This is a genomic window from Nocardia crassostreae, from assembly GCF_001613405.1.
Lineage (GTDB): Bacteria > Actinomycetota > Actinomycetes > Mycobacteriales > Mycobacteriaceae > Nocardia > Nocardia crassostreae.
This window is the reverse complement of record NZ_BDCH01000035.1, coordinates 71,030-95,296: the sequence shown is the minus strand read 5'-3', so window position 1 is coordinate 95,296 and position 24,267 is coordinate 71,030. Positions and strand designations below refer to the sequence as shown.

Annotated in this window: 26 protein-coding genes and 2 tRNA genes; 11 read left to right on the top strand and 17 right to left on the bottom strand. The window is 65.9% G+C overall.

The window, feature by feature from the left end; all coding sequences use genetic code 11:
• Nucleotides 1-12: 12 nt before the first annotated feature.
• The 3 genes from NC4_RS41220 to NC4_RS32300 form a co-directional block, all read right to left on the bottom strand.
• Nucleotides 13-177, bottom strand: a complete 165-nt coding sequence (locus NC4_RS41220) for a type II toxin-antitoxin system antitoxin (protein WP_169814910.1) — start codon at nt 175-177, stop codon at nt 13-15.
• The gene (locus tag NC4_RS32305) at nt 177-1,061 is read right to left on the bottom strand and encodes an SPFH domain-containing protein (RefSeq protein ID WP_067546123.1); all 885 of its coding nucleotides are present in this window, start codon (nt 1,059-1,061) and stop codon (nt 177-179) included. The genes NC4_RS41220 and NC4_RS32305 overlap by 1 nt, the downstream gene beginning before the upstream one ends.
• Before the next feature lie 85 nt (nt 1,062-1,146).
• Nucleotides 1,147-2,517: an FAD-binding oxidoreductase gene (locus tag NC4_RS32300; protein ID WP_067546120.1), complete on the bottom strand. Its 1,371-nt coding sequence runs from the start codon at nt 2,515-2,517 to the stop codon at nt 1,147-1,149.
• 71 nt (nt 2,518-2,588) lie between these two features.
• Between NC4_RS32300 and NC4_RS32295 the strand changes: the two genes are divergently transcribed.
• Nucleotides 2,589-3,503 (top strand): LysR family transcriptional regulator, encoded by a 915-nt coding sequence (locus NC4_RS32295; protein WP_067546118.1) that lies wholly within the window; start codon nt 2,589-2,591, stop codon nt 3,501-3,503.
• A 10-nt stretch (nt 3,504-3,513) separates the two neighbouring features.
• On the opposite strand, the gene NC4_RS32290 is transcribed toward NC4_RS32295, so the two are convergent.
• Nucleotides 3,514-3,705 carry a hypothetical protein gene (locus NC4_RS32290; RefSeq protein ID WP_067546115.1) on the bottom strand — a complete coding sequence of 64 codons (192 nt, stop codon included), beginning with the start codon at nt 3,703-3,705 and terminating at the stop codon, nt 3,514-3,516.
• A 130-nt stretch (nt 3,706-3,835) separates the two neighbouring features.
• On the opposite strand from NC4_RS32290, the gene NC4_RS32285 reads away from it, so the two are divergent.
• The 3 genes from NC4_RS32285 to NC4_RS32275 all read left to right on the top strand — a co-directional run bounded on the left by NC4_RS32285 (nt 3,836) and on the right by NC4_RS32275 (nt 6,086).
• Nucleotides 3,836-4,267, top strand: coding sequence for a helix-turn-helix domain-containing protein (locus NC4_RS32285; protein ID WP_067546112.1), 432 nt, complete (start codon nt 3,836-3,838; stop codon nt 4,265-4,267).
• Complete coding sequence (locus NC4_RS32280) at nt 4,264-5,154, top strand: alpha/beta fold hydrolase (protein WP_067546109.1); 891 nt, start codon at nt 4,264-4,266, stop codon at nt 5,152-5,154. The genes NC4_RS32285 and NC4_RS32280 overlap by 4 nt, the downstream gene beginning before the upstream one ends.
• A gap of 143 nt (nt 5,155-5,297) precedes the next feature.
• A complete protein-coding gene (locus tag NC4_RS32275; protein WP_067546106.1) occupies nt 5,298-6,086 on the top strand; it encodes a hypothetical protein in 789 nt (262 codons plus the stop codon).
• Between the two features lie 151 nt (nt 6,087-6,237).
• On the opposite strand, the gene NC4_RS32270 is transcribed toward NC4_RS32275, so the two are convergent.
• The 4 genes from NC4_RS32270 to NC4_RS32255 form a co-directional block, all read right to left on the bottom strand.
• Nucleotides 6,238-6,990 carry an amino acid ABC transporter ATP-binding protein gene (locus tag NC4_RS32270; protein WP_067546192.1) on the bottom strand — a complete coding sequence of 251 codons (753 nt, stop codon included), beginning with the start codon at nt 6,988-6,990 and terminating at the stop codon, nt 6,238-6,240.
• Between the two features lie 38 nt (nt 6,991-7,028).
• Entirely contained in the window at nt 7,029-7,976 is a 948-nt protein-coding gene (locus NC4_RS32265) for an amino acid ABC transporter permease (protein WP_067546103.1), read from the bottom strand.
• Between the two features lie 9 nt (nt 7,977-7,985).
• The gene (locus tag NC4_RS32260; protein WP_245722092.1) at nt 7,986-8,861 is read right to left on the bottom strand and encodes an ABC transporter substrate-binding protein; all 876 of its coding nucleotides are present in this window, start codon (nt 8,859-8,861) and stop codon (nt 7,986-7,988) included.
• 187 nt (nt 8,862-9,048) lie between these two features.
• On the bottom strand, nt 9,049-10,122 hold the full coding sequence (locus NC4_RS32255) for an isocitrate/isopropylmalate dehydrogenase family protein (protein ID WP_067546096.1): 1,074 nt from the start codon (nt 10,120-10,122) through the stop codon (nt 9,049-9,051).
• Nucleotides 10,123-10,208: 86 nt separating this feature from the next.
• Between NC4_RS32255 and NC4_RS32250 the strand changes: the two genes are divergently transcribed.
• Both NC4_RS32250 and trxA read left to right on the top strand, forming a co-directional pair.
• Complete coding sequence (locus tag NC4_RS32250; RefSeq protein ID WP_067546094.1) at nt 10,209-10,712, top strand: 2'-5' RNA ligase family protein; 504 nt, start codon at nt 10,209-10,211, stop codon at nt 10,710-10,712.
• A gap of 132 nt (nt 10,713-10,844) precedes the next feature.
• Nucleotides 10,845-11,213 (top strand): thioredoxin, encoded by a 369-nt coding sequence (gene trxA / locus NC4_RS32245; protein WP_067546092.1) that lies wholly within the window; start codon nt 10,845-10,847, stop codon nt 11,211-11,213.
• A gap of 76 nt (nt 11,214-11,289) precedes the next feature.
• On the opposite strand, the gene NC4_RS32240 is transcribed toward trxA, so the two are convergent.
• The gene (locus NC4_RS32240) at nt 11,290-11,712 is read right to left on the bottom strand and encodes a 2-isopropylmalate synthase (RefSeq protein ID WP_067546089.1); all 423 of its coding nucleotides are present in this window, start codon (nt 11,710-11,712) and stop codon (nt 11,290-11,292) included.
• Nucleotides 11,713-11,798: 86 nt separating this feature from the next.
• Nucleotides 11,799-11,930 carry a hypothetical protein gene (locus tag NC4_RS44230; protein WP_281186558.1) on the bottom strand — a complete coding sequence of 44 codons (132 nt, stop codon included), beginning with the start codon at nt 11,928-11,930 and terminating at the stop codon, nt 11,799-11,801.
• Nucleotides 11,931-12,132: 202 nt separating this feature from the next.
• On the opposite strand from NC4_RS44230, the gene NC4_RS32235 reads away from it, so the two are divergent.
• Nucleotides 12,133-12,468: a four-helix bundle copper-binding protein gene (locus NC4_RS32235; protein ID WP_067546086.1), complete on the top strand. Its 336-nt coding sequence runs from the start codon at nt 12,133-12,135 to the stop codon at nt 12,466-12,468.
• On the opposite strand, the gene polA is transcribed toward NC4_RS32235, so the two are convergent.
• The gene (polA, locus tag NC4_RS32230; protein WP_067546083.1) at nt 12,465-15,200 is read right to left on the bottom strand and encodes a DNA polymerase I; all 2,736 of its coding nucleotides are present in this window, start codon (nt 15,198-15,200) and stop codon (nt 12,465-12,467) included. The genes NC4_RS32235 and polA overlap by 4 nt on opposite strands.
• Nucleotides 15,201-15,373: 173 nt before the next feature.
• On the opposite strand from polA, the gene NC4_RS32225 reads away from it, so the two are divergent.
• The 3 genes from NC4_RS32225 to NC4_RS32215 all read left to right on the top strand — a co-directional run bounded on the left by NC4_RS32225 (nt 15,374) and on the right by NC4_RS32215 (nt 17,701).
• Nucleotides 15,374-17,074, top strand: a complete 1,701-nt coding sequence (locus NC4_RS32225; protein WP_157555358.1) for an AbeC-like domain-containing protein — start codon at nt 15,374-15,376, stop codon at nt 17,072-17,074.
• Nucleotides 17,075-17,090: 16 nt separating this feature from the next.
• The gene (locus NC4_RS32220) at nt 17,091-17,483 is read left to right on the top strand and encodes a hypothetical protein (protein ID WP_067546078.1); all 393 of its coding nucleotides are present in this window, start codon (nt 17,091-17,093) and stop codon (nt 17,481-17,483) included.
• A 145-nt stretch (nt 17,484-17,628) separates the two neighbouring features.
• A tRNA-Trp gene (locus tag NC4_RS32215) sits at nt 17,629-17,701 on the top strand.
• 62 nt (nt 17,702-17,763) lie between these two features.
• On the opposite strand, the gene NC4_RS32210 is transcribed toward NC4_RS32215, so the two are convergent.
• The 6 genes from NC4_RS32210 to NC4_RS32185 all read right to left on the bottom strand — a co-directional run bounded on the left by NC4_RS32210 (nt 17,764) and on the right by NC4_RS32185 (nt 23,963).
• Nucleotides 17,764-18,423, bottom strand: a complete 660-nt coding sequence (locus NC4_RS32210) for an ABC transporter ATP-binding protein (protein ID WP_245722091.1) — start codon at nt 18,421-18,423, stop codon at nt 17,764-17,766.
• Nucleotides 18,424-18,515: 92 nt separating this feature from the next.
• Entirely contained in the window at nt 18,516-19,439 is a 924-nt protein-coding gene (locus NC4_RS32205; protein ID WP_067546076.1) for an ABC transporter ATP-binding protein, read from the bottom strand.
• A 41-nt stretch (nt 19,440-19,480) separates the two neighbouring features.
• Complete coding sequence (locus NC4_RS32200) at nt 19,481-20,728, bottom strand: branched-chain amino acid ABC transporter permease (protein ID WP_067546073.1); 1,248 nt, start codon at nt 20,726-20,728, stop codon at nt 19,481-19,483.
• Nucleotides 20,725-21,762: a branched-chain amino acid ABC transporter permease gene (locus NC4_RS32195; protein ID WP_067546071.1), complete on the bottom strand. Its 1,038-nt coding sequence runs from the start codon at nt 21,760-21,762 to the stop codon at nt 20,725-20,727. Before NC4_RS32195 ends, NC4_RS32200 begins: the two co-directional genes overlap by 4 nt.
• A 100-nt stretch (nt 21,763-21,862) precedes the next feature.
• Nucleotides 21,863-23,110 (bottom strand): branched-chain amino acid ABC transporter substrate-binding protein, encoded by a 1,248-nt coding sequence (locus NC4_RS32190; RefSeq protein WP_439957575.1) that lies wholly within the window; start codon nt 23,108-23,110, stop codon nt 21,863-21,865.
• Between the two features lie 229 nt (nt 23,111-23,339).
• On the bottom strand, nt 23,340-23,963 hold the full coding sequence (locus tag NC4_RS32185; protein WP_067546067.1) for an ANTAR domain-containing response regulator: 624 nt from the start codon (nt 23,961-23,963) through the stop codon (nt 23,340-23,342).
• Nucleotides 23,964-24,172: 209 nt separating this feature from the next.
• Here NC4_RS32185 and NC4_RS32180 point away from each other — a divergent pair.
• Nucleotides 24,173-24,256: transfer RNA gene (locus NC4_RS32180), tRNA-Leu, on the top strand.
• The last annotated feature ends 11 nt before the right edge of the window (nt 24,257-24,267 follow it).

Sequence of the window (24,267 nt, the reverse complement as noted above, 5' to 3'; positions counted from 1 at the left end):
CGGCCCCGATGATCAGTCGGATTTCGGTTCTCTCCCGGCCTGTTTGAGGGCCGTGCGGAGGGCGTATTCGATTTGGGCGTTGATGCTGCGCAGGTCGTCTGCCGCCCATTTCGCGATGGCTTCGTGAATGGCCGGGTCGAGCCGCAGCAGTACCTTTTTCGGCTCGCGTTTCGGCATTACGTGTAGAGGGAGCCGGTGTTGACTACGGGCTGGGCGGGGCGGTCGCCGCAGAGGACGACGAGCAGGTTGGAGACCATGGCTGCTTTGCGCTCCTCATCGAGTTCGACCATGCCCTCGCTGGCGAGTCGGTCGAGGGCCATGCCGACCATACCGACGGCGCCTTCGACGATGCGGCTGCGGGCGGCGACCACCTGGGCGGCCTGCTGGCGGACCAGCATGGCCTGGGCGATCTCCGGGGCGTAGGCCAGGTGGGTGATGCGGGCCTCGATGATCTCGATGCCCGCCGTCACGGTGCGCTCGCGCAGTTCGACGGTGAGTTCACCGGCCACCTCGGCGCCGTCGCGCAGGCTGGTGCGCTCGGCGTCGTGGGCATCGTAGGGATGGGTGGTGGTGAGGTGGCGGACGGCGGCCTCGGACTGGGTCTCGACGTACTCCTCGTAATCGTCGACGGCGAACGCGGCTTTGAAGCTGTCGACCACGCGGTAGACGACCACCGCGGCGATCTCGACCGGATTGCCGTCGGCGTCGTTGACCTTCAGCTTCTGGGTCTCGAAGTTGCGCACCCGCAGCGAGATGGTGCGCCGGTCGGTCAGCGGGGTGACCGAGAAGAACCCCGGCTCGCTCACCGAGCCGATGTAGCGGCCGAAGAACTGAACCACCTTGGCCTCGTTGGGATTCACGCTGGTGAGCCCGGTGCTCATCAGCAGTAGCAAGAGGCCCAGCACGCTGAATACGACCGCCGCGATCACCGCGCCCGCACCGGCCCCGTCGGCCGCCTTGATGAACCCCCATGCCGCCCCCGCCGCGACGGCGAGGAAGGCCACCAACACCACTGCCGCGACCACGAATCCGTTCGCCCGGCGTGCCTGCCGAAGCTCCATTGCTATCCTACCAGTATCGAAGTGATATCACGACGATAGCTCGAGGCGGGCACGCCGGGCAAGGACGATTCCGTGCCCGGGGGTCTCAGTTCGGACGGATATTGCGGTTGAAGCGGAACAGGTTGTGCGGGTCGTGGCTCGACTTCAGGGCGGCGAGCCGGTCGTAGGTGGCCGCGCCGTACGCCGCCCGGGTCTGCGCCTCGTCGGCCCGGTTGCCGCCGCCGTACAGGAAGTTGATCTGATGGCCGATCGTCCAGGGCCGCACGGTTTTCCGCACCAGATCCAGGCGTTCGTGAATGGCCGCCTCGGAATGCGGGCCGGGCATGGAAATGGCGCGGGCGACGTATTCGGCCTCCCGGTGATCGACCGCGATACCGTCCGCGGCCGGGCGGCGCAGCGCACCACCCAGGTGCCGGAATCCGGCAACCATCGGCACCGTCGACCCGGGTCCGGTCACCTCGAGGAAGGCATCGGTGGCGTCCGCGGGCAGCTCGGTCAGCAGCGCGTTGGTGGCGGTGTAGGGATGCGGGTGCGGCGGATCGCGGTGGATCTCATGGGTAGCGGTGTAGGGCATGACCCGCAGGTCGTCGGCCATCCGTTCGCCGACCGCGCGCAGCGGGGCGACCAGGCGCTCGCCCTCCGCCTGCGAACCGGTGAAGGCGATGATGATGGTGGCGGTGTAGCGCCCGCACAGCGGCTCGGGCACCTGCGGGATATCCGAGAGGGTGATCATGGAGATGGCCGAGGTCAGCTGCTCCGGGACATCGGTGGTCCACAGCCGCCAGGCTTCCAGCGCCTGGGCGACGTACCGGGTATCGAATTGCAGCTGGCCGCCGTAAACCTTTGTCACCGGCACCAATTCGAGCTCCAGCGCGGTGACGACGCCGAAGTTGCCGCCGGAGCCGAGCACGGCGCCGAACAGTTCGTCGCCGGGTTCCAGGCGGCGCAGGCGGCCGTCCGCGGTCACCATCTCGATGGCACGCACATGATCTGCGGCATAACCGAATTCACGGGCCAGCAGGCCGACGCCACCGCCGAGGGTATAGCCGACCACGCCCACCGACAGCGAGGAGCCATTGAGCGGCGCGAGGCCGTGCGCGGCGGCGGCCTCGACGAGCTGCCCGGCGAGCACACCCGCACCGACGCGGGCCGTGCGGCTCGCGGCGTCGATCCGGATATCGGTCATGCGGCGGGTATTGATCAGCACTCCCCCGTCGGCGGCCACCGACAACCCGTGCCCGGTGGCCTGCACCGCGACCGGAAGCCCCTGGCGCGCGGCGTATTCCACCGCGGCCCGCACATCCTCGGCGTGCGCGGCGGTCACGACGACGGCCGGGCGGTGCGTGTAAGCCGTTTGGAATCCCGCGATTTCGGCCTCGTAGCCGGTGTCGCCCGGCTGGAAGACCGGGCCGGTGGTGGCGGGCAGTTCGGTGATCGTGGATTCGCTGTTCGTCATGTCTACAACTGTGCCGAGCCCAGAACAATAACTCTAACAGATAGTTTTTCTGGGATCTAGAATCAGTAGTTATGGAACTGCGGCAGCTGCGCTACTTCGTCACCGTCGCGGAGGAAGCCAACTTCACCCGCGCGGCAGCCAAACTACATCTGGCGCAACCCGGGCTCAGCGCCCAGATCAAGCAGATCGAACGCGAGCTCGGGCAGCAACTGCTGGACCGCTCGACGCGCACGGTCAGCCTCACCCCGGCGGGCGCGGCAGTGCTGCCGCTGGCCCGCGCGGCCCTCGACGCGATCGACCGGATCACCCACACCGTGGACGAGTTCACCGGACTGCTGCGCGGGCACGTGCGGGTCGGCCTGATCGGCGCGGTCGATCAGGAGATCGATATCGCCGAGGTGCTGGCCGATTTTCACCGAGATCATCCGCAGATCGGCATCTCACTCACCGAGGACACCTCGGAGTCCATGTACGCGGCCCTGCGCCGCGGCGATCTCGAGATCGGGTTGCTCAGCCTCTCCGGAATGGACCCGGATCCGGCGGTCGCCACCGAGACGATCTTCGAAACCACTGCCGTGGCCGCGGTCCCGAGCGCGGCCACGGATTTCGGGGATCGGATCAGCCTGGCGGAGCTGTGCACGCACCCGCTCATCTGCCTGCCGCTCGGAACGGGCATTCGGGGGCTATTGGAAAAGTCCTGCGCCGCAGCCGGTCTCACGCCGAATGTCGCGTTCGAGGCCGTGGCTCCGCCATTGTTGATGAAGCTTGCCGCACACGGCTTGGGCACCGCCGTGGTACCGCCGATTCCTCCCGCGGACACCGCCGCGTTCGGCGTGCGCACCGTCGCGATCGATCCGCCCATGACCGGCCGTCTGGCGCTGGCCTGGAACGCGGAGCGACCGATGAGCCCGGCGACGAAAGTCCTACTGGGGCAGTTCCGCATCGCGCTGGCGTCCTGGAAGCACCCGGGGCCGATCCGGCGGTGAGGGCGGGGCGTCAGCGCCGCGTACGCCGCCACGAACGCATGTTCCAGGAGCGGGTTCCGCTGCCGACGCCCGCGAAATGCAGTGCGAGAAGTAGCAATCCGAGGATGACGAAGGTGCCCTCGGCGAGATTTCCGACCGAGCCATTGGTCAGGTCCAGCAGCAGTGCGAGTCCGAACGCGACGGCGGCGGCAATGGCCATCATGTGAACCTCCCTGGTCTGGTCGCCGGATACCCGCGCGCCGAGGACACAAACTGCGCGACACGCCGTTAGACGTATCACTCCTCAAACTTCCCTATTGAGGATATAAATAGGGAAGCTTAGAGTCGTTTGCATGACAGAGAGGTTGTATTCGGTCGACGAGGTGGCCGAGCGGTTGGGCCTGCACGTCCGCACGGTCCGCGGCTATGTGCGCGACGGCAAACTCGCGGCCGTCCGCATCGGCAAGCAGTACCGGATCGCGCAGGCGGATCTGGAGGCCTTCACCGGTCTGCCGATCCCCGATACAGCGCGCGAATCCACCCGCCGCGTCCGGCACGCCGAGGTGTCGAGCATCGTGGAGATCGACGCCGTCGATCCCGCACTGGTCGACCGCCTGTCCAGCCTGCTGGCCGGTGCGACCGCCAATCGCTATCCCGAGGACCAGCCGATCCGGATCCAGACGATCCACGACGCAGAGCGCGCCCGGTTCAAGGTCATCACCGTCGGCGGCCTCGCCGATACCGGCCGCCTGCTCGAGTACATGGAAGGACTGCTCACCTCATGAGCGCGAACAAGACGACCGCCGCCCCGGCCGCCATCTACAAGTCCGAGGCGGGCGCCGGGGCCATCCAGGAGAACTACCGGGAAATGTTGCGCGCCTGGCCCGTTCCCACCGAGCAACTGCGAATCCCGACCCGCGAGGGCGAGACCTTCGTCCTCGCGGGTCTGGATGCGCAGGACGCCCCGCCGCTGGTGCTGCTGCACGGCTCCGGCGCGAACTCCACCAACTGGCTCGGCGACATCGCTTCCTGGGCACAGCATTTCCGCACCTACTCCGTCGACATCGTCGGCGAACCGGGTGGCAGCGCCCGCTCCCGCCCCGGACTGGGCACCGAAGCCATCGCCCTCTGGCTCGACGATGCTCTTGCCGGACTCGGCATTTCACGAACCGCCCTGGTCGGCATGTCCCTCGGCGGCTGGCACGCCCTGGATTACGCCATCCGCCGCCCGGACCGCATCACCCGCCTGGCGCTGCTGTGCCCCGGCGGCGTCGGCAAACAGCGCATCGGCTGGCTCTTCCGAGCCGCACTCGACCGCATGCTGGGCCGCAACGACCTGCGCCGCTCCGCCAAACTGGTGACGGGCCTCGACGACGGCCACCTGGAACCGGTCCTGGACCAGGTAGTGCTCACCTTAACCCACTTCAACCCGCGCACCGAGAAACTCCCGATCTTCACCGACGCCCAGTTGCACAGCCTGCCCATGCCGGTCCTGGCCATCGTCGGAGACCGCGATGTCATGCTCGACTCCGCCGAAACCGCCCGCCGCATAACACAGAACGTCCCGGAAGCCACCGTGCGCGTGCTGCCGGATGTCGGCCACGCCGTGCTCGGCCAGACCGAGACGGTCCTGGAGTTTCTCCAGGGCACTACTCGCCCGGGCGCGCGCTGAACTGCGAGATCGTCTGTCATATTCGCTCGAATCGAGTATCGCCCCACTCGATCGACGGCGCTCCCGCGAGTGGATCCTGTTCTCACTAGCCCGAGAACGGGGTGCACCCGCGCGGGCGTCGCCGATTCAGAGAGGAGCGCCCGATGAGCGGGACACCTTCGCACTCCGCGGACCACGAGCACGGGCACGGGCACGGAGATCCGCCCGCGGACGACGGGACCCTGGGCAAGCACGGCATGCTGGTCTTCGGCACCGTGTCGACGACGTACCTGTCGCATCTGCCGATGTTCATGTCGCCGCACAACTTTCAGGTCGTGCTGGAGGTGGGTCTGGACGATCGGTCCGCCGATGCGCTCGCGGCGGACCGGGAGCGCGGGTTCACCGGGATCCACACGTCCGATCCGGCGGACTTCCAGATGTCGGAACTCGATCCGCGCGATGGCGGGCCGGTGCGGAAGACCGTGCCGGGCACGCTCGTTCGCGGTCACTTCGAACGCGGCGGCGAGGTGATCGTGCGGAACGCGGTCGCCACGGTGCGGGCCGTGGTGCACTTCGCGGACGTCGCGCTCGACGAGCCGCCGAGCGGGCGGCGACTGACGTATCAGTGCTTCGGGCGGGCGGGCGAACTGTTTCTCCTGCACGACATTCTGGGCAGGCCGAACTTCGACCAGGTGCTGGCGATCCGGCTGGAACCGGGCACCGTGACCAACCCGATGGGCGATCCGCTGCCAGATGATGTCGCGCTCATAGGCTTCGACCACGCCGTACCGGTGGTGCTCGGCCAGCGGGAGTTCACCGGCGATCGACTGGCCGAGGGCGAGACCGAATTCGCCTCGTTCCCAGCCTCTTCCCCGCCGAGCATGACACACGGATTCGGCGTCCGCCTCACCGTCGAGCGCGAGATCTACATCGAGTTCAACGATCTGAAGTGAACACCGGCGCATTCGCCGCGCGGAGATAGCCCCTCCGCGCGGCACCGAGCGGCACCGCGCGGCACCGCGCGGGGCCGCGCCACCTCCCCCCACACACAAGCATCGCCCCGCTCCGATACTTCGGAGCGGGGCGATGAAATGTCTTTCCTCGCTAGAGGATCCGCGACAGGAACGCCTTGGTGCGTTCGTGTTGCGGGTTGGCGAGGACCTCGCGCGGGTCACCGGCTTCCACGACCACGCCGCCGTCCATGAACACCAGTTGGTCGGCGACCTCACGGGCGAAGCCCATTTCGTGGGTCACGACCACCATGGTCATACCGTCGGCGGCGAGTTCGCGCATGACGCCGAGGACCTCGCCGACCAGCTCCGGATCGAGCGCCGAGGTGGGCTCGTCGAAGAGCATCAGCTTGGGATCCATGGCGAGGGCGCGGGCGATGGCGACACGCTGCTGCTGACCGCCGGAGAGCTGGGCCGGGTAGGTATCGGCCTTGTCCGCCAAGACGACTCGGGCCAGCAGCTCCTTGGCGCGCGCGACGGCATCGGCCTTCTTGATCTTCTTGACCTGGGTCGGCGCCTCGATGATGTTCTCCAGCACCGTGCGGTGCGGGAACAGATTGAAGTGCTGGAAGACCATGCCGATATCGCGCCGCTGTCGCGCCGCCTCGCGCGGGTGCAGCTCGTAGAGCTTGCCGTTCTTCTCCTGGTAGCCGACGAGTTCGCCGTCCACGTAGAGCCGTCCGGCATTCACCTGCTCGAGGTGGTTGATACAGCGCAGGAAGGTGGACTTACCGGAACCGGACGGGCCGATCAGGCACAGCACCTCACCGCGCTTGACCTCCAGCGAGATGCCCTTGAGCACCTGCAGCGCACCGAAGTTCTTGCACACCCGGTCGGCCCGCACCATGAGCGCGCCGTCCACGGCGTCCTTCGTCATGCTCGTGCTCACAGATCTCCTCCGCCCCGCAGCGCGGCCAGCGCTCGCATCTGTTTCGCGGTCAGCTGCCGCGACATGCCGCGAGAGTAGTAGCGCTCCAGGTAGAACTGCCCGACCATCAGCACGCTGGTAATGGCCAGGTACCAGGTGGCCGCCACCAGCAGCAGCGGGATGGGCTGGAAGTTGATGCCGTAGATGTCCCGCGCGCGGCCGTACAGGTCGATGGTCAGCGGGATGGCCGTGACCAGCGAGGTGGTCTTGAGCATGCTGATCAGCTCGTTGCCGGTCGGCGGGATGATCACCCGCATGGCCTGCGGCAGCACCGTGCGGCTCATGGTCTGCGCCCACGACATGCCCAGCGCCGTCGACGCCTCGCGCTGCCCGTCACCCACGGAATTGATTCCGGCACGGACGATTTCGGCCATATAGGCGGCCTCGTTGAGACCCAGGCCGATGACCGCGAAGAAGAACGGCGCCGACCAGCCCTGCACATCGAAGGTGGTCAGCGTCGGACCGAACGGCACGCCGACGGTAATGGTCTTGTACAGCGACGGGAACAGGCCCCAGAACACCAGCTGGACGTACACGGGGGTGCCGCGGAAGACCCACAGGTAGGCCCACGCCACCGACCGCAGCACCGGATTCGGCGATAGGCGCATGACCGCCAGCAGCACGCCGAGCACCACGCCGATGGCCATGGCCAGCACGGTCAGCTCGAGGGTGACCAGCGCGCCCTTGGCGATATTGATGTCGCGCAGGTACTTCCAGTAGGTGTCCCAGTGGTACGCCTCATTGGTGGCGGCGCCGTAGACGAACAGGCCCAGCGCGATGAGGATGATCGCGGCCGCGATCCACCGGCCCGGCCGACGCAGCGGAATCGCTTTGATCGGCTCGGGCTCGGTGGTGTTCACGACCGTCGCAGCCGAGGCTGCGGATTTACTCTCGTCCTGCGACATCGTCAGGTGTCAGCTCTGCGCGCCGTTGATGACCGACTTGGTGATCACGCCCTCCTGGACGCCCCAGTTCTCGGCGATCTTCTTGCACTGGCCGCTGTCGATCAGGCTCTGCAGGGCCTCCTGCAGCACCGGGCCCAGCGCGGAGCCCTTCTTGACCGGCCAGCCGTACGGCGCGGAGTCGAAGATCGCGCCCGCGGCCTCGATCTTGTCCTTGTTCTGCTTGATGGCGTACGCGGTCACCGGGGAGTCGGCGGACATGGCGTCGACCTGGCCGTTCACCAGCGCGGTGGCGGCGGCGGACTGCTCGTCGTAGGCGACCTTGGTGATCTCCGGCTTACCGGCGGCCACGCACTTGGCGCTGCGGTCCGGGATCTCGTCGGTGTCCTGCACGGTGGTGCGCTGGACGGCGACCTTCTTACCGCAGGCGTCGTCCGGATTGACCGGCTTGCCGATCTGCGCGGCCCACTGGCTGCCCGCATTGAAGTAGGTGACGAAGTCGGCGGTCTGCTCGCGTTCCTTGTTATCGGTGAACGAGGACATGCCCAGGTTGTAGGTGCCGGTCTCGACCGCGGGAATGATCTTCTCGAAGTCGGATTCCTTGTAGTCGGCGGTCAGGCCGAGCACGGCGGCGACCGCGTTCATCAGGTCCACATCGAAGCCGACGATCTTGCCGGAGTTCGGATCCTTGAACTCGTTGGGGGCGTAGGGGATGTTCACGCCCACGACGAGTTTGCCGGAGGACTTGATATCCGCGTATAGCTTGGCGGCGATGGCCTCGACCTTGGCCACGTCGACCTTGGCCACCTCGGGGGTATTGGTCTCGGTGTTGCTCGTACACGCGGTCAGCGCGAGAGCGCCGCCGGCGAGCACGCACACGGCCCGCAGGGTTCGCCCGCGGAAATCGAATCGACTAGACACAGCTGTCCTCCACAGTTCGGTTGCGCGACGTCCGGGTGTCGCCCGCCGTTTGAAATGTAGGCGAGTCGAACCACCCACGGTGGTCGGTAACCGAACATTAATCGGCGACACGCTGGTCGCGTGGCCGAACACGCCCGGTCCCGGAAGTGCGCGCTCACCAGCGGTGCAGCCGGGCCCGCACCTGCTCGGTGAATTCGGTGGTAGATGCTAACCCACCCAAATCGGATGTGGCGACCCCAGCCCGCAAAGTGTCCGCAACCGCGTGTTCAATTCGCTCCGCCACCCGGTGCTGATCGCGGGTCGCCAGCCAGCGCACCAGCATGACGGCGGAGAGCATGAGCGCCACCGGATTTGCACGATTGTGCCCGGCCAGGGTGGGTGCGGCGCCGTGCACGGCCTGGGCAATGGCTTGCGCATCCGAGGTATTCAGGGAGGCCGCCATGCCCAGCGAGCCGCTCAGCTCCCCCGCCAGATCGGAAAGAATGTCGCCGAACAGGTTCTCGGTGACGATCAGGTCGTAGTCGCCGGGCGCGCGGACCAGATGGGCGTCCGCGGCATCGACGTGCTCGTCATTGACCTCGATATCCGGATATTCGGCAGCGACCTCGTAGCACACATCGCGGAACAGGCCCATGGTCATGGGCAGCACATTCGCCTTGTGCACGATGGTGACCTTCTTGCGGCGATGCGAGGCCACCTCGAAGGCCAGGTGGGCAATGCGCTCACAGGCCGACCGGGTGAAGACGCCGACGGCCATGGCGACATCGGGGGTGGGCCGGAACTCGCCGGACCCGGCCCACATATTGCGGTCTGCGTAGAGGCCCTCGCTGTTCTCGCGCAGGATCATCAGATCCATATCGGGGACCACCGAGCGCACGCCCTCCAGGGTGCGGGACGGGCGGAAGTTCGCGTACAGGTTGAAGCGCTTGCGAATGGCTCCCGTGGGCGGCAGACCGCCGCGGTGGATGGCGTCGTAGGAGGCGCTGTCGTGCGGGCCCATGATCCAGGCGTCCAATCCCTCGAGCGCCCGCAGCGTCGGCTCCGGCACCTGATCGCCGTACTCCTCGATGGCGGCATGCCCGATGAGCAGCGGGACCCAGTCCACGGGCGGCAGGCCGACGGCCGCGAAGGCGTCGTCGACCACCGCTCTGGTGGCGCGCACGATCTCGGGCCCGATGCCATCACCTTCGATCAGGCCCAGCCGAATGGGTGTCTCGCTGTCGTTCATGCCAGCCATCCTCGCGCAAACCCGCCGGACGGCAACACGGCGGCACACGATCGCGCGATTTCGAGACCTGGGCGTAAGTTTCGAGCGTGGTGCAATCGGTGGAGTTGGTGCTGGACGAGGCCATGGAGGCGGAGATACGCCGCGAGTGGGGGCTGCTGCGGGCCGCCGGACTGCACGCGCCGGGACCGGACCACCGGCCGCACATTACCGTCGCGGTGGCCGCCGAGATCTGGCCGCGCCTCGAAAAGACCTTGGCGCGTACCGAATTCGATCCGTTCGACATCCGGCTGGGCGGCCTGCTGATATTCGGCGCCCGCTCCCCCATCCTGGTGCGCGCGGTGGTGCCCGCACAACCGCTGCTCGCGGTGCAGCACAGGCTGTTCCGGGTGATCGAAGACTGCCCTGGCATCCCCGCCAATATTCGCCCCGACGCCTGGACCCCGCACATCACGCTGGCGCGCCGACTGCGCCCCGATCAACTGGCGGCGGCCCTGCAGGCGGTGGCGCGGGACAAGGACACGCGCGCCACGATCGTCGGCGTACGCCGGTGGGACCGCGACCAGCGGGCGGAGTGGCCGGTCGCGCCCTGATGTCGCGGCCGCGAATCCCTCGATAACGGGTGCCAGTGCTTATCCGGCTACCGTTGTGGGTAACCGGCGGAGGTCAGGGAAGAGAACCGTAAGCCCCGGTGTTGCACCCGCCGAACCGGCAGAGAGGAAGCCATGGCCACCCAGACGCTTACCGAGCAGAACTTCGACGAGGTAGTCACCGGGAACGATATCGTTCTGGTCGATTTCTGGGCCGATTGGTGCGGACCGTGCAAGTCCTTCGCGCCGACCTATGAGAAGGCGTCGAATCAGCATGAGGACGTGGTGTTCGGCAAGGTCGACACCGAAGCCGAGCAGGGGCTGGCGGCGGCCGCCAATATCCGCTCCATTCCGACCATCATGGCCTTCCGCGAGGGCGTGCTGGTCTTCGCCCAGCCGGGCGCGCTGCCCCCGGCCGCCCTCGAGGATCTGGTCACCCAGGTGAAGGCCCTCGATATGGACGATGTCCGCAAGCAGCTCGCCGAGCAGCAGCCGAAGGCCTGACCGGCCCCGCCGTGCGCCGCGCTCCACGCTATGCGCCGCAACCCGGATCGGGTTGCGGCGCATTCGTTTTCGACAGCTAACCGAGGGCGTTGATACCCGCGATCATGGCCCGGACGGTGGATTCGGCGCCGTCGTCGGCAATGGCGGCGCCCCAGCCGCGACGGCCGTTGAACTCGCATTGCACGAAGGTGGCGGTGCCGTATTCGGTACGGCGCTGGTGGAACTGGAGGATCTCCACCGGATAGCCCTCGTCGTAGAGAGCGGAGGTCAGGGCCGCGACCGGACTGCCCGAGGCGGTCACGGTGCGCAGATGGCCCGAGAACTCCAGTGTCGCGGTGAAATCCGCGGCCCGGCAGTGGGTCCATTCACCGAGTTTGATCGGGCCCGCGTGATCGCAGTACCGGTCGTAGAACTCGGCGGGGGTCAGGCCGGTGCTCTCGGCCCGCAGGCTCGCGGGGGCAGCGGCGATGAAGGTGTGGTTGTCGATCGTGATGGTCATTGACAGGTCTTCCCGACTTCTTCCCAGAAATGGCAGAGGGGACCAGCAAAAAAGGTTCAACGGCCGCAGCGAGGGGCCGGTCCGAATCAGACCCCGCTACGGCGGAGAACTACGAGTACGCGCGCCACAGCCACCGTCGCGGTGAGCGGAATAAGCGCGGCGCGGTCGCGGTCGGCGACATCGAGCGCTGCGCTGCGGCTGTAGGCGGGATTCGGCACGGCACCGAGCATAAAGTGCCGATCACGCATTGGCAACCATATTCGCAATCGACCCACGAGTAACTTCGCCGCAGGTCACCCGGCATGCACCCGAACCCATACCAAGGCCGGATGCCACAATGAGCAAACCTTGCCGGACGCTCGACCGAACCCTCCGTGAACACTGCCCCGCCCCGCCCCCGGACGCTGGAGGAGCATCGCGATGACCGATCCGAATATTCAGACGACGATCAATGCTCTGCTGGCGTGTCACCGCACCTGTATCCGCCAGGTCATGACCGCGCTGGACTCCGGTGGCAAACACGCAGCACGCACTCATATAGCCCAGTTGTTGGACTGCGCGGATGTGTGCCGCGTGGCCGGGGACATGCTCGACCGTCAATCCTCGTGGACCGCGGCCCTGTGCGAACTCGCCGCCGAGGTGACGGCGCGCACCGCCGAACGCTGCGACCAACTCGGCGAAGCCGCATGCGCCAAGACCTGCCGCGCCGCCTCCGAGGCCAGCGCGGCGGTCATTGCTCGGCTCACCCGGGGTTAATGGGCGGCGGCGTCCCAGCTACGGCCGACGCCCACCGAGACCTCCAGCGGTACGGAGAGTTCGATGGCGTTGGACATGTGTTCCCGGGCAAGGGATTCCAGGGTTTCGCGTTCACCGGGCGCCACTTCGAAGACGAGTTCGTCGTGGATCTGCAGCAGCATGCGGGATTTCAGGCCCGCCGCCTGGACGGCACGTTGAGTGTCGATCATGGCGACCTTGATGATGTCGGCGGCGGTGCCCTGGATGGGGGCGTTGAGGGCCATGCGTTCGGCGGCTTCGCGGCGCTGACGGTTGCTGGAGTCGAGGTCGGGGAGGTAGCGGCGGCGGCCGAAGAGGGTTTCGGTGTAGCCGACCTTGCGGGCCTGTTCGACGGCGTCGTGGAGGTAGTCGCGGATGGCGCCGAAGCGGGTGAAGTAGATGTCCATCTGGACCTTCGCCTCTTCGGCGCTGATCTTGAGCTGCTGGGAGAGGCCGTAGGCGGAGAGGCCGTAGGCCAGGCCGTAGGACATGGCCTTGATGCGGCGGCGCAGCTCCGGGTCGACCTCGGAGATCGGGATGTCGAAGGCCTTGGAAGCGACGAAGTTGTGCAGGTCTTCGCCGGAGTTGAAGGCTTCGATCAGGCCCTCGTCCTTGGACAGGTGGGCCATGATGCGCATTTCGATCTGGCTGTAGTCGGCTGTCATGAGCGACTCGTAGTTCGGGCCCACGACGAAGGTGTCGCGGATGCGGCGGCCGGTGTCGGTGCGGATGGGGATGTTCTGGAGATTGGGCTCGGTCGAGGAGAGGCGACCGGTGGCGGCCACCGTCTGGTTGAAGGTGGTGTGGATGCGGCCGTCATCGGCCACCGACTTGAGCAGGCCGTCGACGGTGACCTTGAGGCGGGTGGCGTCGCGGTGTTCCAGCAGGTGTTGCAGGAACGGATGCTGGGTCTTCTCGTAGAGACTCTCGAGGGCGTCGGCGTCGGTGGTGTAGCCGGTTTTGGTGCGCTTGGTCTTCGGCATGTCCAGTTCGTCGAACAGGACGACCTGGAGCTGCTTCGGGGAACCCAGGTTGATCTGCTTGCCGATGACGCCGTAGGCGGCATTGGCGGCATCGGCCACGCGGTCGGCGAATTCGCGCTGGAGGTCCTCCAGTTGCGCCGAGTCGACGGCGATGCCCGCGTGCTCGAGGTCGGCCAGCACGCTCAGCAGCGGGAGTTCCATATCGCCGAGCAGGGCGGTGGATTCGATGCGCTCGAGTTCGGCGTCGAAGGCGTCGGCGAGGTCGGAAACGGCTCGGGCGCGCAGGATTCCGGCCTTGGCGGCTTCCTCGTCGACCTGGTCCTCGTCGTCGAGGAGGGAGAGCTGGGTTTCGCCCGCATTGTCGACGCGCAGTTCGCGGCTGAGGTAGCGCAGGGAGAGGTCTTCGAGGTTGAAGGTGCGCTGGCCGGGGAGGATGAGGTAGGCGGCGAGCGCCGTATCGCTGGTGAGACCGGCGAGTTGCCAGCCGCGGCCGCGCAGGGCGTGCATGGCGGACTTGGCCTCGTGCAGGGCCTTCGGGGTTTCCGGATCGGCCAGCCAGGCGCCGAGGGCCTTCTCGTCCTCGGGGGTCAGGGCGTGGACGTCGAGGTAGCCGCCCTCGCCGTCGGCGGCGGCAATGGCGATGGCCTGCACGTCGCCGTGGATGGGCGAGCCGTTACCGAGGACCGAAACGCCGTGGCGGGCATCGGCTTTCGCGTGTTCGGCCAGCCAGTCGGCGACCGCGCCGGGTGCGATGGCGCCGCCGCTGATCTCGAAGCCGGATTCGGCCTCGGGCTCCACGGGGGCGAGGGTGTCGAACAGGCGGTCGCGCAGGACTCGGAATTCCAGCTCGTCGAACAGGCGGTGGATCTTCTCCCGGTCCCACGGCTGCACCGCGAGCTGCTCGGGCGTGTAGGGCAGCGGGACGGTCTTCACCATCTCGGTGAGCTGGCGGTTGAGCACCACGCTGGACAGGTTGGCGCGCAAGGCATCTCCGACCTTGCCCTTGACCTTGTCGACCTGGTCCACCAGCGTGGCCAGATCACCGTATTCGCGCACCCACTTGGCGGCGGTCTTCTCCCCCACGCCCGGAATGCCGGGCAGATTGTCGCTCGGGTCGCCGCGCAGCGCCGCGAAGTCGGGATACTGCTGTGGGGTGAGCCCGTACTTCTCCTCGACGGCGGCGGGCGTGAACCGGGTCAGCTCCGAGACGCCCTTCTTCGGGTACAGCACGGTGACGTCGCCGTTCACCAACTGCAGCGCATCGCGGTCGCCCGTCACGATGAGCACGCGGAACCCCTCCGGCACCGCCTGCGTGGTGAGCGTCGCGATCACATCGTCGGCCTCGTACCCGTCGATGGCCATGACCGGAATCCCCAGCGCCCCCAGCACCTCCTGGGTGGTCTCCACCTGCCCGCGGAACTCGTCCGGCGTCGAGATCCGGTTCGCCTTGTACTCCGGATACGCCTCGGTCCGGAACGTCTTCCGGCTCACATCGAAAGCCGCCGCCACATGCGTAGGCTTCTCATCCCGCAACAGGTTGATCAACATAGCCGTGAACCCATAAACCGCATTGGTGGTCTGCCCACCCGCGGTCTTGAAGTTCTCCGCCGGCAACGCATAGAACGCGCGATAGGCCAGCGAATGCCCATCCAGCAACAGCAGCGTCGGCTGCTCACCAGAGGTAGAAGCGGACACAGCACTCGGACGTTGATCGGTAGAGGCAGAGGTCACCCGTCAGAGTCTAGGGAGCCACTCCGACATCCGCCGCCACCGGGCCGAACACGCCGCACAACGAATACCGACCGCCATGGTCATGACCGCCCTGGGGAATCCAGCGCAACGCCTGATATTCCTTGATAGCCTTTGCCCGCCAATGTATTTCAATGGCAATGGGGATTCACTTCATGACGTCATCGGCCACCGAACGGGTGGATCACGCCACACGCATCCTGGCCTCGGCCGCACATCTCGACGACCAGTTCGCAGATCTGCTCATCGAAGAATTTCTGATCGAGCCCAACCGGGCAATTCCGCCGTCGCCCGGAGTGCGAGCCGAAGTGGTGCTCTGCGAAGCGGTGGCCGCACAAGCGCGTCGCAGGCGTTTGAATGCCGTCCTGTTGGCGCTGCTCACGATCATGGCGCTGTTCGCCTTGCCACTGACCTTGATATGGCTGCTGTCGGCCATGATCTGGAGGTTCTGCTCGGTCTTGACCCTGGGGCTCGCGTCTTCCAAGTTCCTGTCCAAGTTCGGCCTGGAACTCAACGATCCAACCGTGCGCTGGTGGGTCACGGCAGCGATGTGGTCCGTGTCGCCACTGGTGGTTCTTCCACTTCTCGGATGGTTCTTGCTCCTGATCGATATTCCGGATGTGTCCGCTCCAGCGGTGCTGGCACTGATCAGCTTCGGCGTCCTGGTGCCGACCATGTACGGCGTCCTGGTGGCCAAGGAATATCTGCCGTGGAGCACCGTCAACAACCGGTACGGCTTCGCCACGTGGGATCCGACCGCGCCATTGCCGAAAGACTTGATGCGAACCTGCGCCCCATATGCCGATCGACTACGCCGGATTGCCGATGATGATACTCAGCGCATGCGGGCGAGATCGGACGAGGTGATCGTCTACCGCGGCAATCGTCCATTCCTCGGAGCCGGAACCCGCGTGCGCTCGTGGTCGGCCGCGTTCGAACTGCGTGCGTCGAACAGCAAATCGGATGCCCCGCCGCAGGTTCCCACCTTTCTCCCCTCCGACTTGCAGAAGTATGTCGCCGACGACCTCGAGAAGCTCCGCGAGGCCCCCAACCTCACGCCGGGCTGGCGTTTCGCGGACCTGGAGATCAGCCGCTGGGCAATGCTGTCGGCCGTTGATCTCCCGTACGCGCCGGGCGGTGACGCACTGATGGCGCAGTTGTACGCCGGAAATGTGCCCCGCCTGGCCGAGGAGGCGTGGAATCACTTCGCCAATCAATCACCCGAATGGTTGCGCTTCTACCGGTGCTTCAGGTTGGAAGGCTGGGCACGCCAACTCGCCGTTTCGGGCTATCTCCACGTCGGGTGCGAACAACAGATGCTGGTGGTGGACTGGCATGCCTTCGTGCTACCACCCGTCGCCGGCGCGTTCCGCCATGTCGACAACCCGCCGAGAATGCTGGAGCTGCGCGCCATGTGGGCGGCCGCAGCAGAGCTAGCGTTGCTTCCTTCGACCGCACCGTCCCGCATGATCGATGTCGTGCGCGGGGTACGCGACCGAGTCCTGCCCCGCGATGGCGAGTGGCGCACTCCGGAGCAGGCGGCGCACATGTTCGGCGCCGCGGTCAGTGTGCGTGAGCTGGCCCAGGGCAATCGACTCAACAACTTGTTCCAGGAAGCCGACTGCGACCGGTATCTGAAAATCCTGGAACGTCGTGTGCTCGACGCGATTCAGCGGTACCTCGACGAGAGGAAGATCACCGCCAAGGGATTGAGTCAGATGGCAACCCAGATCTTCAACTCGACAATCCTCAACAATTCGAATGTGATCGCAGGAAACATTGGCGGGCAGAGCAATACCGGCTCGATCGAGTCCAATGATGGCGATTCCGGAAAGCCCATAGAAGCCGAAAACTAGTTATAGGAGAATCGCAATGACCCAGAACGAGCCAGGCACATCGAATGTCAGCATCAATCACGGACAGGTCGTTGCCGGCAACATAGGCGGTTCGGGTAACACAGGCCGATTCGAAGGAAACGTGCAGTTCGGTTCCGCCGATGCCGACCAACTGGCGGAGACGCTCACCGCGCTGCGGGCCGAGCTCGTGCAGCTGCGCGCGCGGATTGCCCGAGAGGACACCGAATCCGTTGAACCCGAGGACGTGGACGATGTCATCGAAGCAGTCGACAGCGACGAACCCGATCCGTCCCGAGTCGCGCGGCGCTGGCGACGGCTGGCGGACCTGATTCCCGAATCGCTTGGCAACCTGGACACGATCGGCAGGATCGTCGGACTCGTCGAGCAACTCCGCAACCTCGCCAACTGAACGACTCGCACTGCCTAGGGAACACCACCGAAACCGTCCGGCCACCCCCTGATCAGCCCAAACGTTGCGCCGCCCCACAGTGCGTGAAAACCGATTTCGCCCCGGCTCCGCGAGCTGATAATCTCACTCCGCGCCAAGCGCACCAAGGGGCGTAGCTCAACTGGCAGAGCAGCGGTCTCCAAAACCGCAGGTTGCAGGTTCAAGTCCTGTCGCCCCTGCAAAACGCTTCGGGCCCGTCACCCAGATTCTGGGGGACGGGCCCGAAGTTTTTGGGCGGATGTCAGCCGACGCCGAGGTAGGCGGACTTGACCGCTGGGTCGTGCAACAGCGCACGGCCTTCGCCGGTTTTGGTTACCTCGCCGGTTTCCAGGATGTAGGCGCGGTCGCTGCGGGTGAGGGCCTGTTGGGCGTTCTGCTCGACCAGGAGGACGGTGGTGCCCTGGGCGTTGATATCCGCGATGATGCGGAAGATCTGCTGGATGACCATGGGGGCCAAGCCCATTGAGGGTTCGTCCAGGAGGAGCAGTTTGGGGCGGGCCATGAGGGAGCGGGCGATGGCCACCATTTGCTGCTCGCCGCCGGAGAGGGTGCCGCCTACCTGGTCGCGGCGCTCCTTCACACGGGGGAAGAGGTCGAAGACCCAGTCGAGGGTCTTCTGGTATTCGGTCTTCTCCTTGAACGGGCGGCCGTAGTGGCCCATGTCGAGGTTTTCCTGGACCGTCATGCCGGGGAAGACGCCCCGGCCTTCGGGCGCCTGGATCAGGCCCACGCGCTCGTGGGCCTTCATGCGGGTGATGTCGCGGCCCTCGAACAGGATGCGGCCGCCGGTCAGCGGGAGCAGACCGGACAGGGCGCGCATGGTGGTCGTCTTGCCCGCGCCATTGGCGCCGAGCAGGGTGACCAGCTCGCCCTGCGCCACCTTCAGTGAAATACCGTGCAGGGCTTAGATTCTGCCGTAGTTCACCACCATGTCCTCGACCTGGAGGAGCGGGGTGGACTTGTCGAGCTCGGTCTCGGACTTCTCGAGAGACGTCACTGCCGGTCACCTACTTCCTCGTCGGGCACGCCGAGATAGGCGGCGATCACCTTGGGATCCTCGCGAATCGCGGCGGGCAGGCCGTCGGCGATCTTGCGCCCGAATTCCAGGACGACAATGCGGTCGGTCACGCCCATGACCAGTCGCATATCGTGCTCGATCAGCAGGACGGTGAAACCGTCGTCGCGGATCTTACGGATGAGATCCATGAGCGCGGACTTCTCCGACGGGTTGAACCCGGCGGCGGGCTCGTCCAGGCAGAGCAGCTTCGGCTCCGTCGCCAGGGCGCGGGCGATCTCCAGGCGGCGCTGATCGCCGTAGGAGAGGTTGCGCGCCTTCTCGACGGCCCGCGGGGCGATACCCACGAATTCCAGTAGCGCCATGCCTCTTTCGATGGCGTCGCGCTCCTCGCGGCGATGCCGGGCGGTACGGAAGACCGCGCCCGGGACCGAGGTCTTGTGCCGCGCGTCGGTGCCGACCACCACGTTCTCCAGCGCCGTCATCTCCGAGAACAGGCGAATGTTCTGGAAGGTGCGGGCAATGCCGAGCCGGGTGATCTCATTGCGCTTGGTCTTGGTCAACGGCTGCCCGTCGAAGTAGACCGTGCCGCCGCTGGGCTGATACACGCCGCTGATGGCATTGAAGCAGGTGGTCTTGCCCGCGCCATTGGGTCCGATGAGGCCCAGGATCTCGCCGCGGCGGATCTCGAAACTCACATCGTCGAGCGCGGTGAGACCACCGAACTTCACCGTCAGCCCCTCGGTGCGCAGCAGCGGCGCGCCGACGGCCGTGGCGATTTCCCGGTGCGGGGCAACGACTTCCGCGACCGCCTTGGCATCGCCCAGGGCGGGCAGCACCTCGGTCACGTCCACGGTGCCCGCGCTGGCCTCTTGCTCCAGGTCCTGATAGCCCGCGGCCATATCCTCGTTGTCGAACAGCGCGCCACCGGCGCCCGGCCCGGTTATCGCTGACCTCCACTCGTCTGCGCCGCGGGCTCCGGAGTCCGGTGCACGGCTCGATACACCTGCCGCGCATAGGCGAGCAGCTTCTGCCGCACCGGGAACAGACCCTGCGGGCGGAAGACCATCACCACCATGAGCGCCAAGCCGAAGAACAGGTACTTGTAATCGCCCAGCGACTGATCGGCGACCTCCACCGACATGAAGCGGTTGGGCAGGTACACGATGAGGAACGCGCCCACGATCACGCCCAGCTTATTGCCCTGACCGCCGATGACGACCGCGCACAGGAACAGCATGGAGTTGATGATGTTGAACCCGGTCGGGTTGATGAACTGCACCTGACCGGCATAGAGCGCACCGGACAGACCGCCGACCGCGGCGCCGATGGTGAACGCCCACAGCTTGAACTTGAAGGTCGGCACGCCCATGATCTCGGCGGCGTCCTCGTCCTCGCGAATGGCGACCCAGGCGCGGCCGACGCGGCTGCGCTCGAGATTGCCGACGACAATGAGCACGATGATGACCAGGAGCATGCCGAGCCAATACCACCAGGTACCGGAATTCGCCTTGTCCAGCAGACTCGTGGCCTCCGGATTACCGAGATTGCCCGAGGAGAAATAACCGTTGGGATGGGAATCCGAGACGCCGACCCGCGGATAGGCGATACCGGCCAGACCCAGACTGCCATTGGTGATTTCACCGAGATTGTCGGCGAGCAATCGCACGATCTCACCGAAGCCGAGGGTCACGATGGCCAGATAATCACCGCGCAACCGCAGCGTCGGCGAGCCCAGGATCAGACCCGACATGGCGGTGAACGCGATGGCCAGCGGCACACAGGCCAGCCAGCCCCATTCCTTGTTCAGCCAGCCGCCGTCGGTTTGATTCCACGGACTGTTGGGGCTGGTCAGCAGGCCGACGGTGTAGGCGCCGACGGCGTAGAAGCCGACGTAGCCGAGGTCGAGCAGACCCGCTTGGCCGACAACGACATTCAGGCCGATGGCAATGAGCGCGACCATGGCGAACTGCGCCATTTCGCCGCCGAAACTCGTTCCGGGAGTGTCGATCAGCGGCGGGGGGAACAACGGCAGCAGGGCCAGCAACAGCACCGCGGGCACGCCGACGCCCCACTGCTGAGCGCGGGACAGTCCTTCCCACCACGTGCGCAGTGCGTCACCGATACCGCGCCGCTGCGGGGTATCGCTCGAAGTTCCCGGTGTCCCAGGGGTTTTCGCCACGTTTGTCATACTCGCGCCTTCCCCAGGCTCTCGCCGAGAATACCGGTCGGCCGGATCATCAGCACGGCCACCAGCACCACGAACGCGACCACGTCACGCCACTGGGTGCCGAACAGAATCTGACCGTAGTTCTCCGCCAGCCCGAGCAGCAGGCCGCCCAGCAGCGCGCCGCGCAGATTGCCGATACCGCCGAGCACGGCGGCGCTGAAGGCCTTGATGCCCAAGATGAATCCGCCGGAATAGATGATGCCGTTGGGGATCTTGAGCGTGTAGAGCAGCGCGGCGGCGCCGGCCAGCAGACCACCGATGAGGAAGGTCAGCATGATTACCCGCTCCCGCGAGACGCCCATGAGCGTCGCGGTATCGGGATCCTGGGCCACGGCGCGAATGCCGCGGCCGAATTTCGTTCTGTTGATGACGTATTCGGTCGCGATCGCCAAGGCGATGGCCGCGCCGATGATCACCAACGTCACATTCGTCACCGGTGCGTCGAAGATCGAGAATTGCTCGGTGGGTTTCACCAGCATGATCGGCTGCTGGGCATTGGTGCCACCCAGATCAGGCCAGAACTTCGGCAGCACATAGTGCACGAACTCCTGGATCACGAACGATGCGCCGATCGCCGTGATCAGGAAGATGAGCGGTTTCGCACCGCGTTTGCGCAGGGGCCGATAGACCACCCGTTCCAGGCCGACCGCCGCCGCGCCCGAGACCAGCATGCCGAAAAGCATCGCCAGGCCCAGGAATACGATTGTCAGGAGGACGCCCTGTGAATAGACATTTCCGCTGGGACTGAACCCGAGCAGCATCAGTCCGACGTACTGGCCGAACATGCCCAACATGAAGATTTCCGAGTGGGCGAAATTGATCAGCCGGAGTACACCGTAAACCAGGGTGTAACCCACCGCGACCAGTGCGTAGATCGAGCCGTAGGCCAATCCGTCCACGGCGAGTCGCCAGAATTGGTCGACCACACCCGAGACGTTGAAATCGATGGACCCGCTCGCCAGCAGGGTCGCATCGACCAATGCGGATGAACTCATTCGTTACTCTCGCCATCGTGAAACAGCGTGTGCCGGAAGGACCGCCTCGTGAGCAGTCCATCGGAGATCCGGCACACGCTGTTTCTAATAGAAGGTGGGATTACTTGACCTGGTACATCCAGATCAAGGCCTTGGCCAGCTCACCGCTCGAGCACCATGAGTACTGGCGAGCCAGACCCTGACCGGAGTAGGTGCGCACGAACTCGACGACGTCGGCGCGCGACGTCTTACCCGAGGCGATGGCCTTCAGCACGATGGTGGTGAGGTCGTAGCCCTCGACCGAGTAGGTACCGGCCTCGAAGCCGCTCGACTCCTTGTACGCCTTGGCGAAGGAGTCCGGAGCCGGACCACACGGGCAGGAGAGCAGCGCGTCCTTGGACGCGTCACCGGCCTGCTTGACGAACTCGACATCCTTGGTGCCGTCCGCGGAGATGAACTCGGCGGTCACGCCACCGGAACGCAGCTGCTGCACCAGCGGGGCGGCCTCGGCGTAGTAACCGGCGTAGTAGATGGCGTCCGGCTTGGCGGAGTTCAGCTTGGAGACGACGGCGGAGAAGTCCTTGTCGCCTTCCTTGACGTCGGCGACGCAGCTGGCATCGGCGATGGAGCCGAGGGTGCTGGTCAGGTTGGCCGCCAGACCGGTGCCGTACTCGGTGTTGTCCTTGACGACGCAGATCTTCTTGTACTTGCCGCCGGAGGCCAGGTACTTGGCGACCGCCGGGCCCTGCACCGCGTCATTGCCGAGGCCGCGGAAGAAGGTCTTCCAGCCGTTCTTGGTGAGATCCGGGTTGGTGGCCGACGGGGTCAGCGCGAGCAGGCCCGCATCGCTGGGCACCTGACCGGTCGCCTTGGTCTCACCGGAGAAGGTGGGGCCGATCAGGCCGACGATCGAGGGATCGTTGATGATCGTCGGGATGACCTGGGTGGCCTTCTGCGGATTGCCCTCGGTGTCGAATTCCTTGAGGGTGATCTTGCAGCCCGCATTGGCCTTGTTGAACTCGTCGATCGCGAGTTTCACTCCGCGGACGATATTGAGGCCGAGGTTGGCGTTCGGGCCGGTGAGCGGCCCGGCCATGGCGATGGCGGCCGGGGAGCAGGTGGCCTTGCCGTCACCGGCGGCGGTCGCGGCCGCGGAGGAGTCGCCCGCGGCGACCTCCTTGCCGTCCTGATCCACCTGGACCACCGGCTGAATGGTCAGCGCGGCGCCGCCACCACCGGTGGTGCCGCTGCCATTGTCGGTCGACTTGTCGCTGCAGCCCGCCAGTGAGAGAGCGGCAGCCGCCCCCAGAATCACCGCGTTCCGCACCATGCGGCCACGCCGCAGGGTCGACGCGGAACTGCGCGTCATAGAACCAAGCACGAGATTCACCTCTATGTTCTGTGCTCCCCGGCGTGTGCCGGGGCGGCCGCCTCATCGATCGGCCCGGATCAGAACATAGTCTCGCCACGTTAGCTGCGCATCACATTCGGATCATCCATGTGACATCGCAACAAACTAATGTGCCTCTCGTGTTACATCCGTGTTAACGGGGTCAGCAAAATAGGGGCAACACGAGAGGCAATAGCGAGCGAACGACTTACTTCGGCGCGAGGTTCTCCAGCACGACCTCGGCGACCGCCTTCATCGTGGTGCGGCGATCCATGGCGGTCCGCTGGATCCATTTGAATGCCTGCGGCTCGGATAGGCCCTGAGTCTGCATCAGCACACCCTTGGCACGCTCCACCAGCTTGCGGGTTTCCAGGCGGTCGGACAGATTCGCGACTTCGCCTTCCAACGCCGTGATCTCGTGGAAGCGGCTGGCGGCCAATTCGATGGCGGGCACCAGATCCGATTTCGTGAACGGTTTCACCAGGTAGGCCATGGCCCCGGCGTCGCGCGCCCGCTCGACCAGGTCCCGCTGGCTGAAGGCGGTCAGGATGACCACCGGCGCAACGCGTTTCGACGCGATCTCGGCGGCGGCATCGATTCCGTCGCGCCGCGGCATCTTCACGTCCATGATCACCAAATCCGGACGCAGCTCCTCGGCGAGGTCCACGGCCTGCTGCCCGTCGCCCGCCTCACCCACCACCAGGTAGCCCTCTTCGGAGAGCATCTCGACGAGATCCATCCGGATGAGCGCCTCGTCTTCGGCAACCACCACCCGCTTGGGGGCGGACGCCGCAGCATCCCTATTCGAACCGCCCCCTGCTGTCGTTCCCATAGATGAACCCCTGTCGCTTCCGATATCAACACCCGACGCACACCGGTCCGAAGCCACCCTCGACGGATCGGCACGTACCCGAGTACCCAAAGAGTACCGTTTGCCCCTCCGCGCAACCCATCTACCCAGCGCAAACCGACCAGCATCACAACACCACCCCGCCGATTAGTTCACCGCGCCTGTAACCCGCTATAGTTCTCCCCTGGTGCGCCGGGTTGGCGGAACTGGCAGACGCGACGGTCTCAAAAACCGTTGTCCGAAAGGACGTGTGGGTTCGAGTCCCACACTCGGCACCGAACGGCGG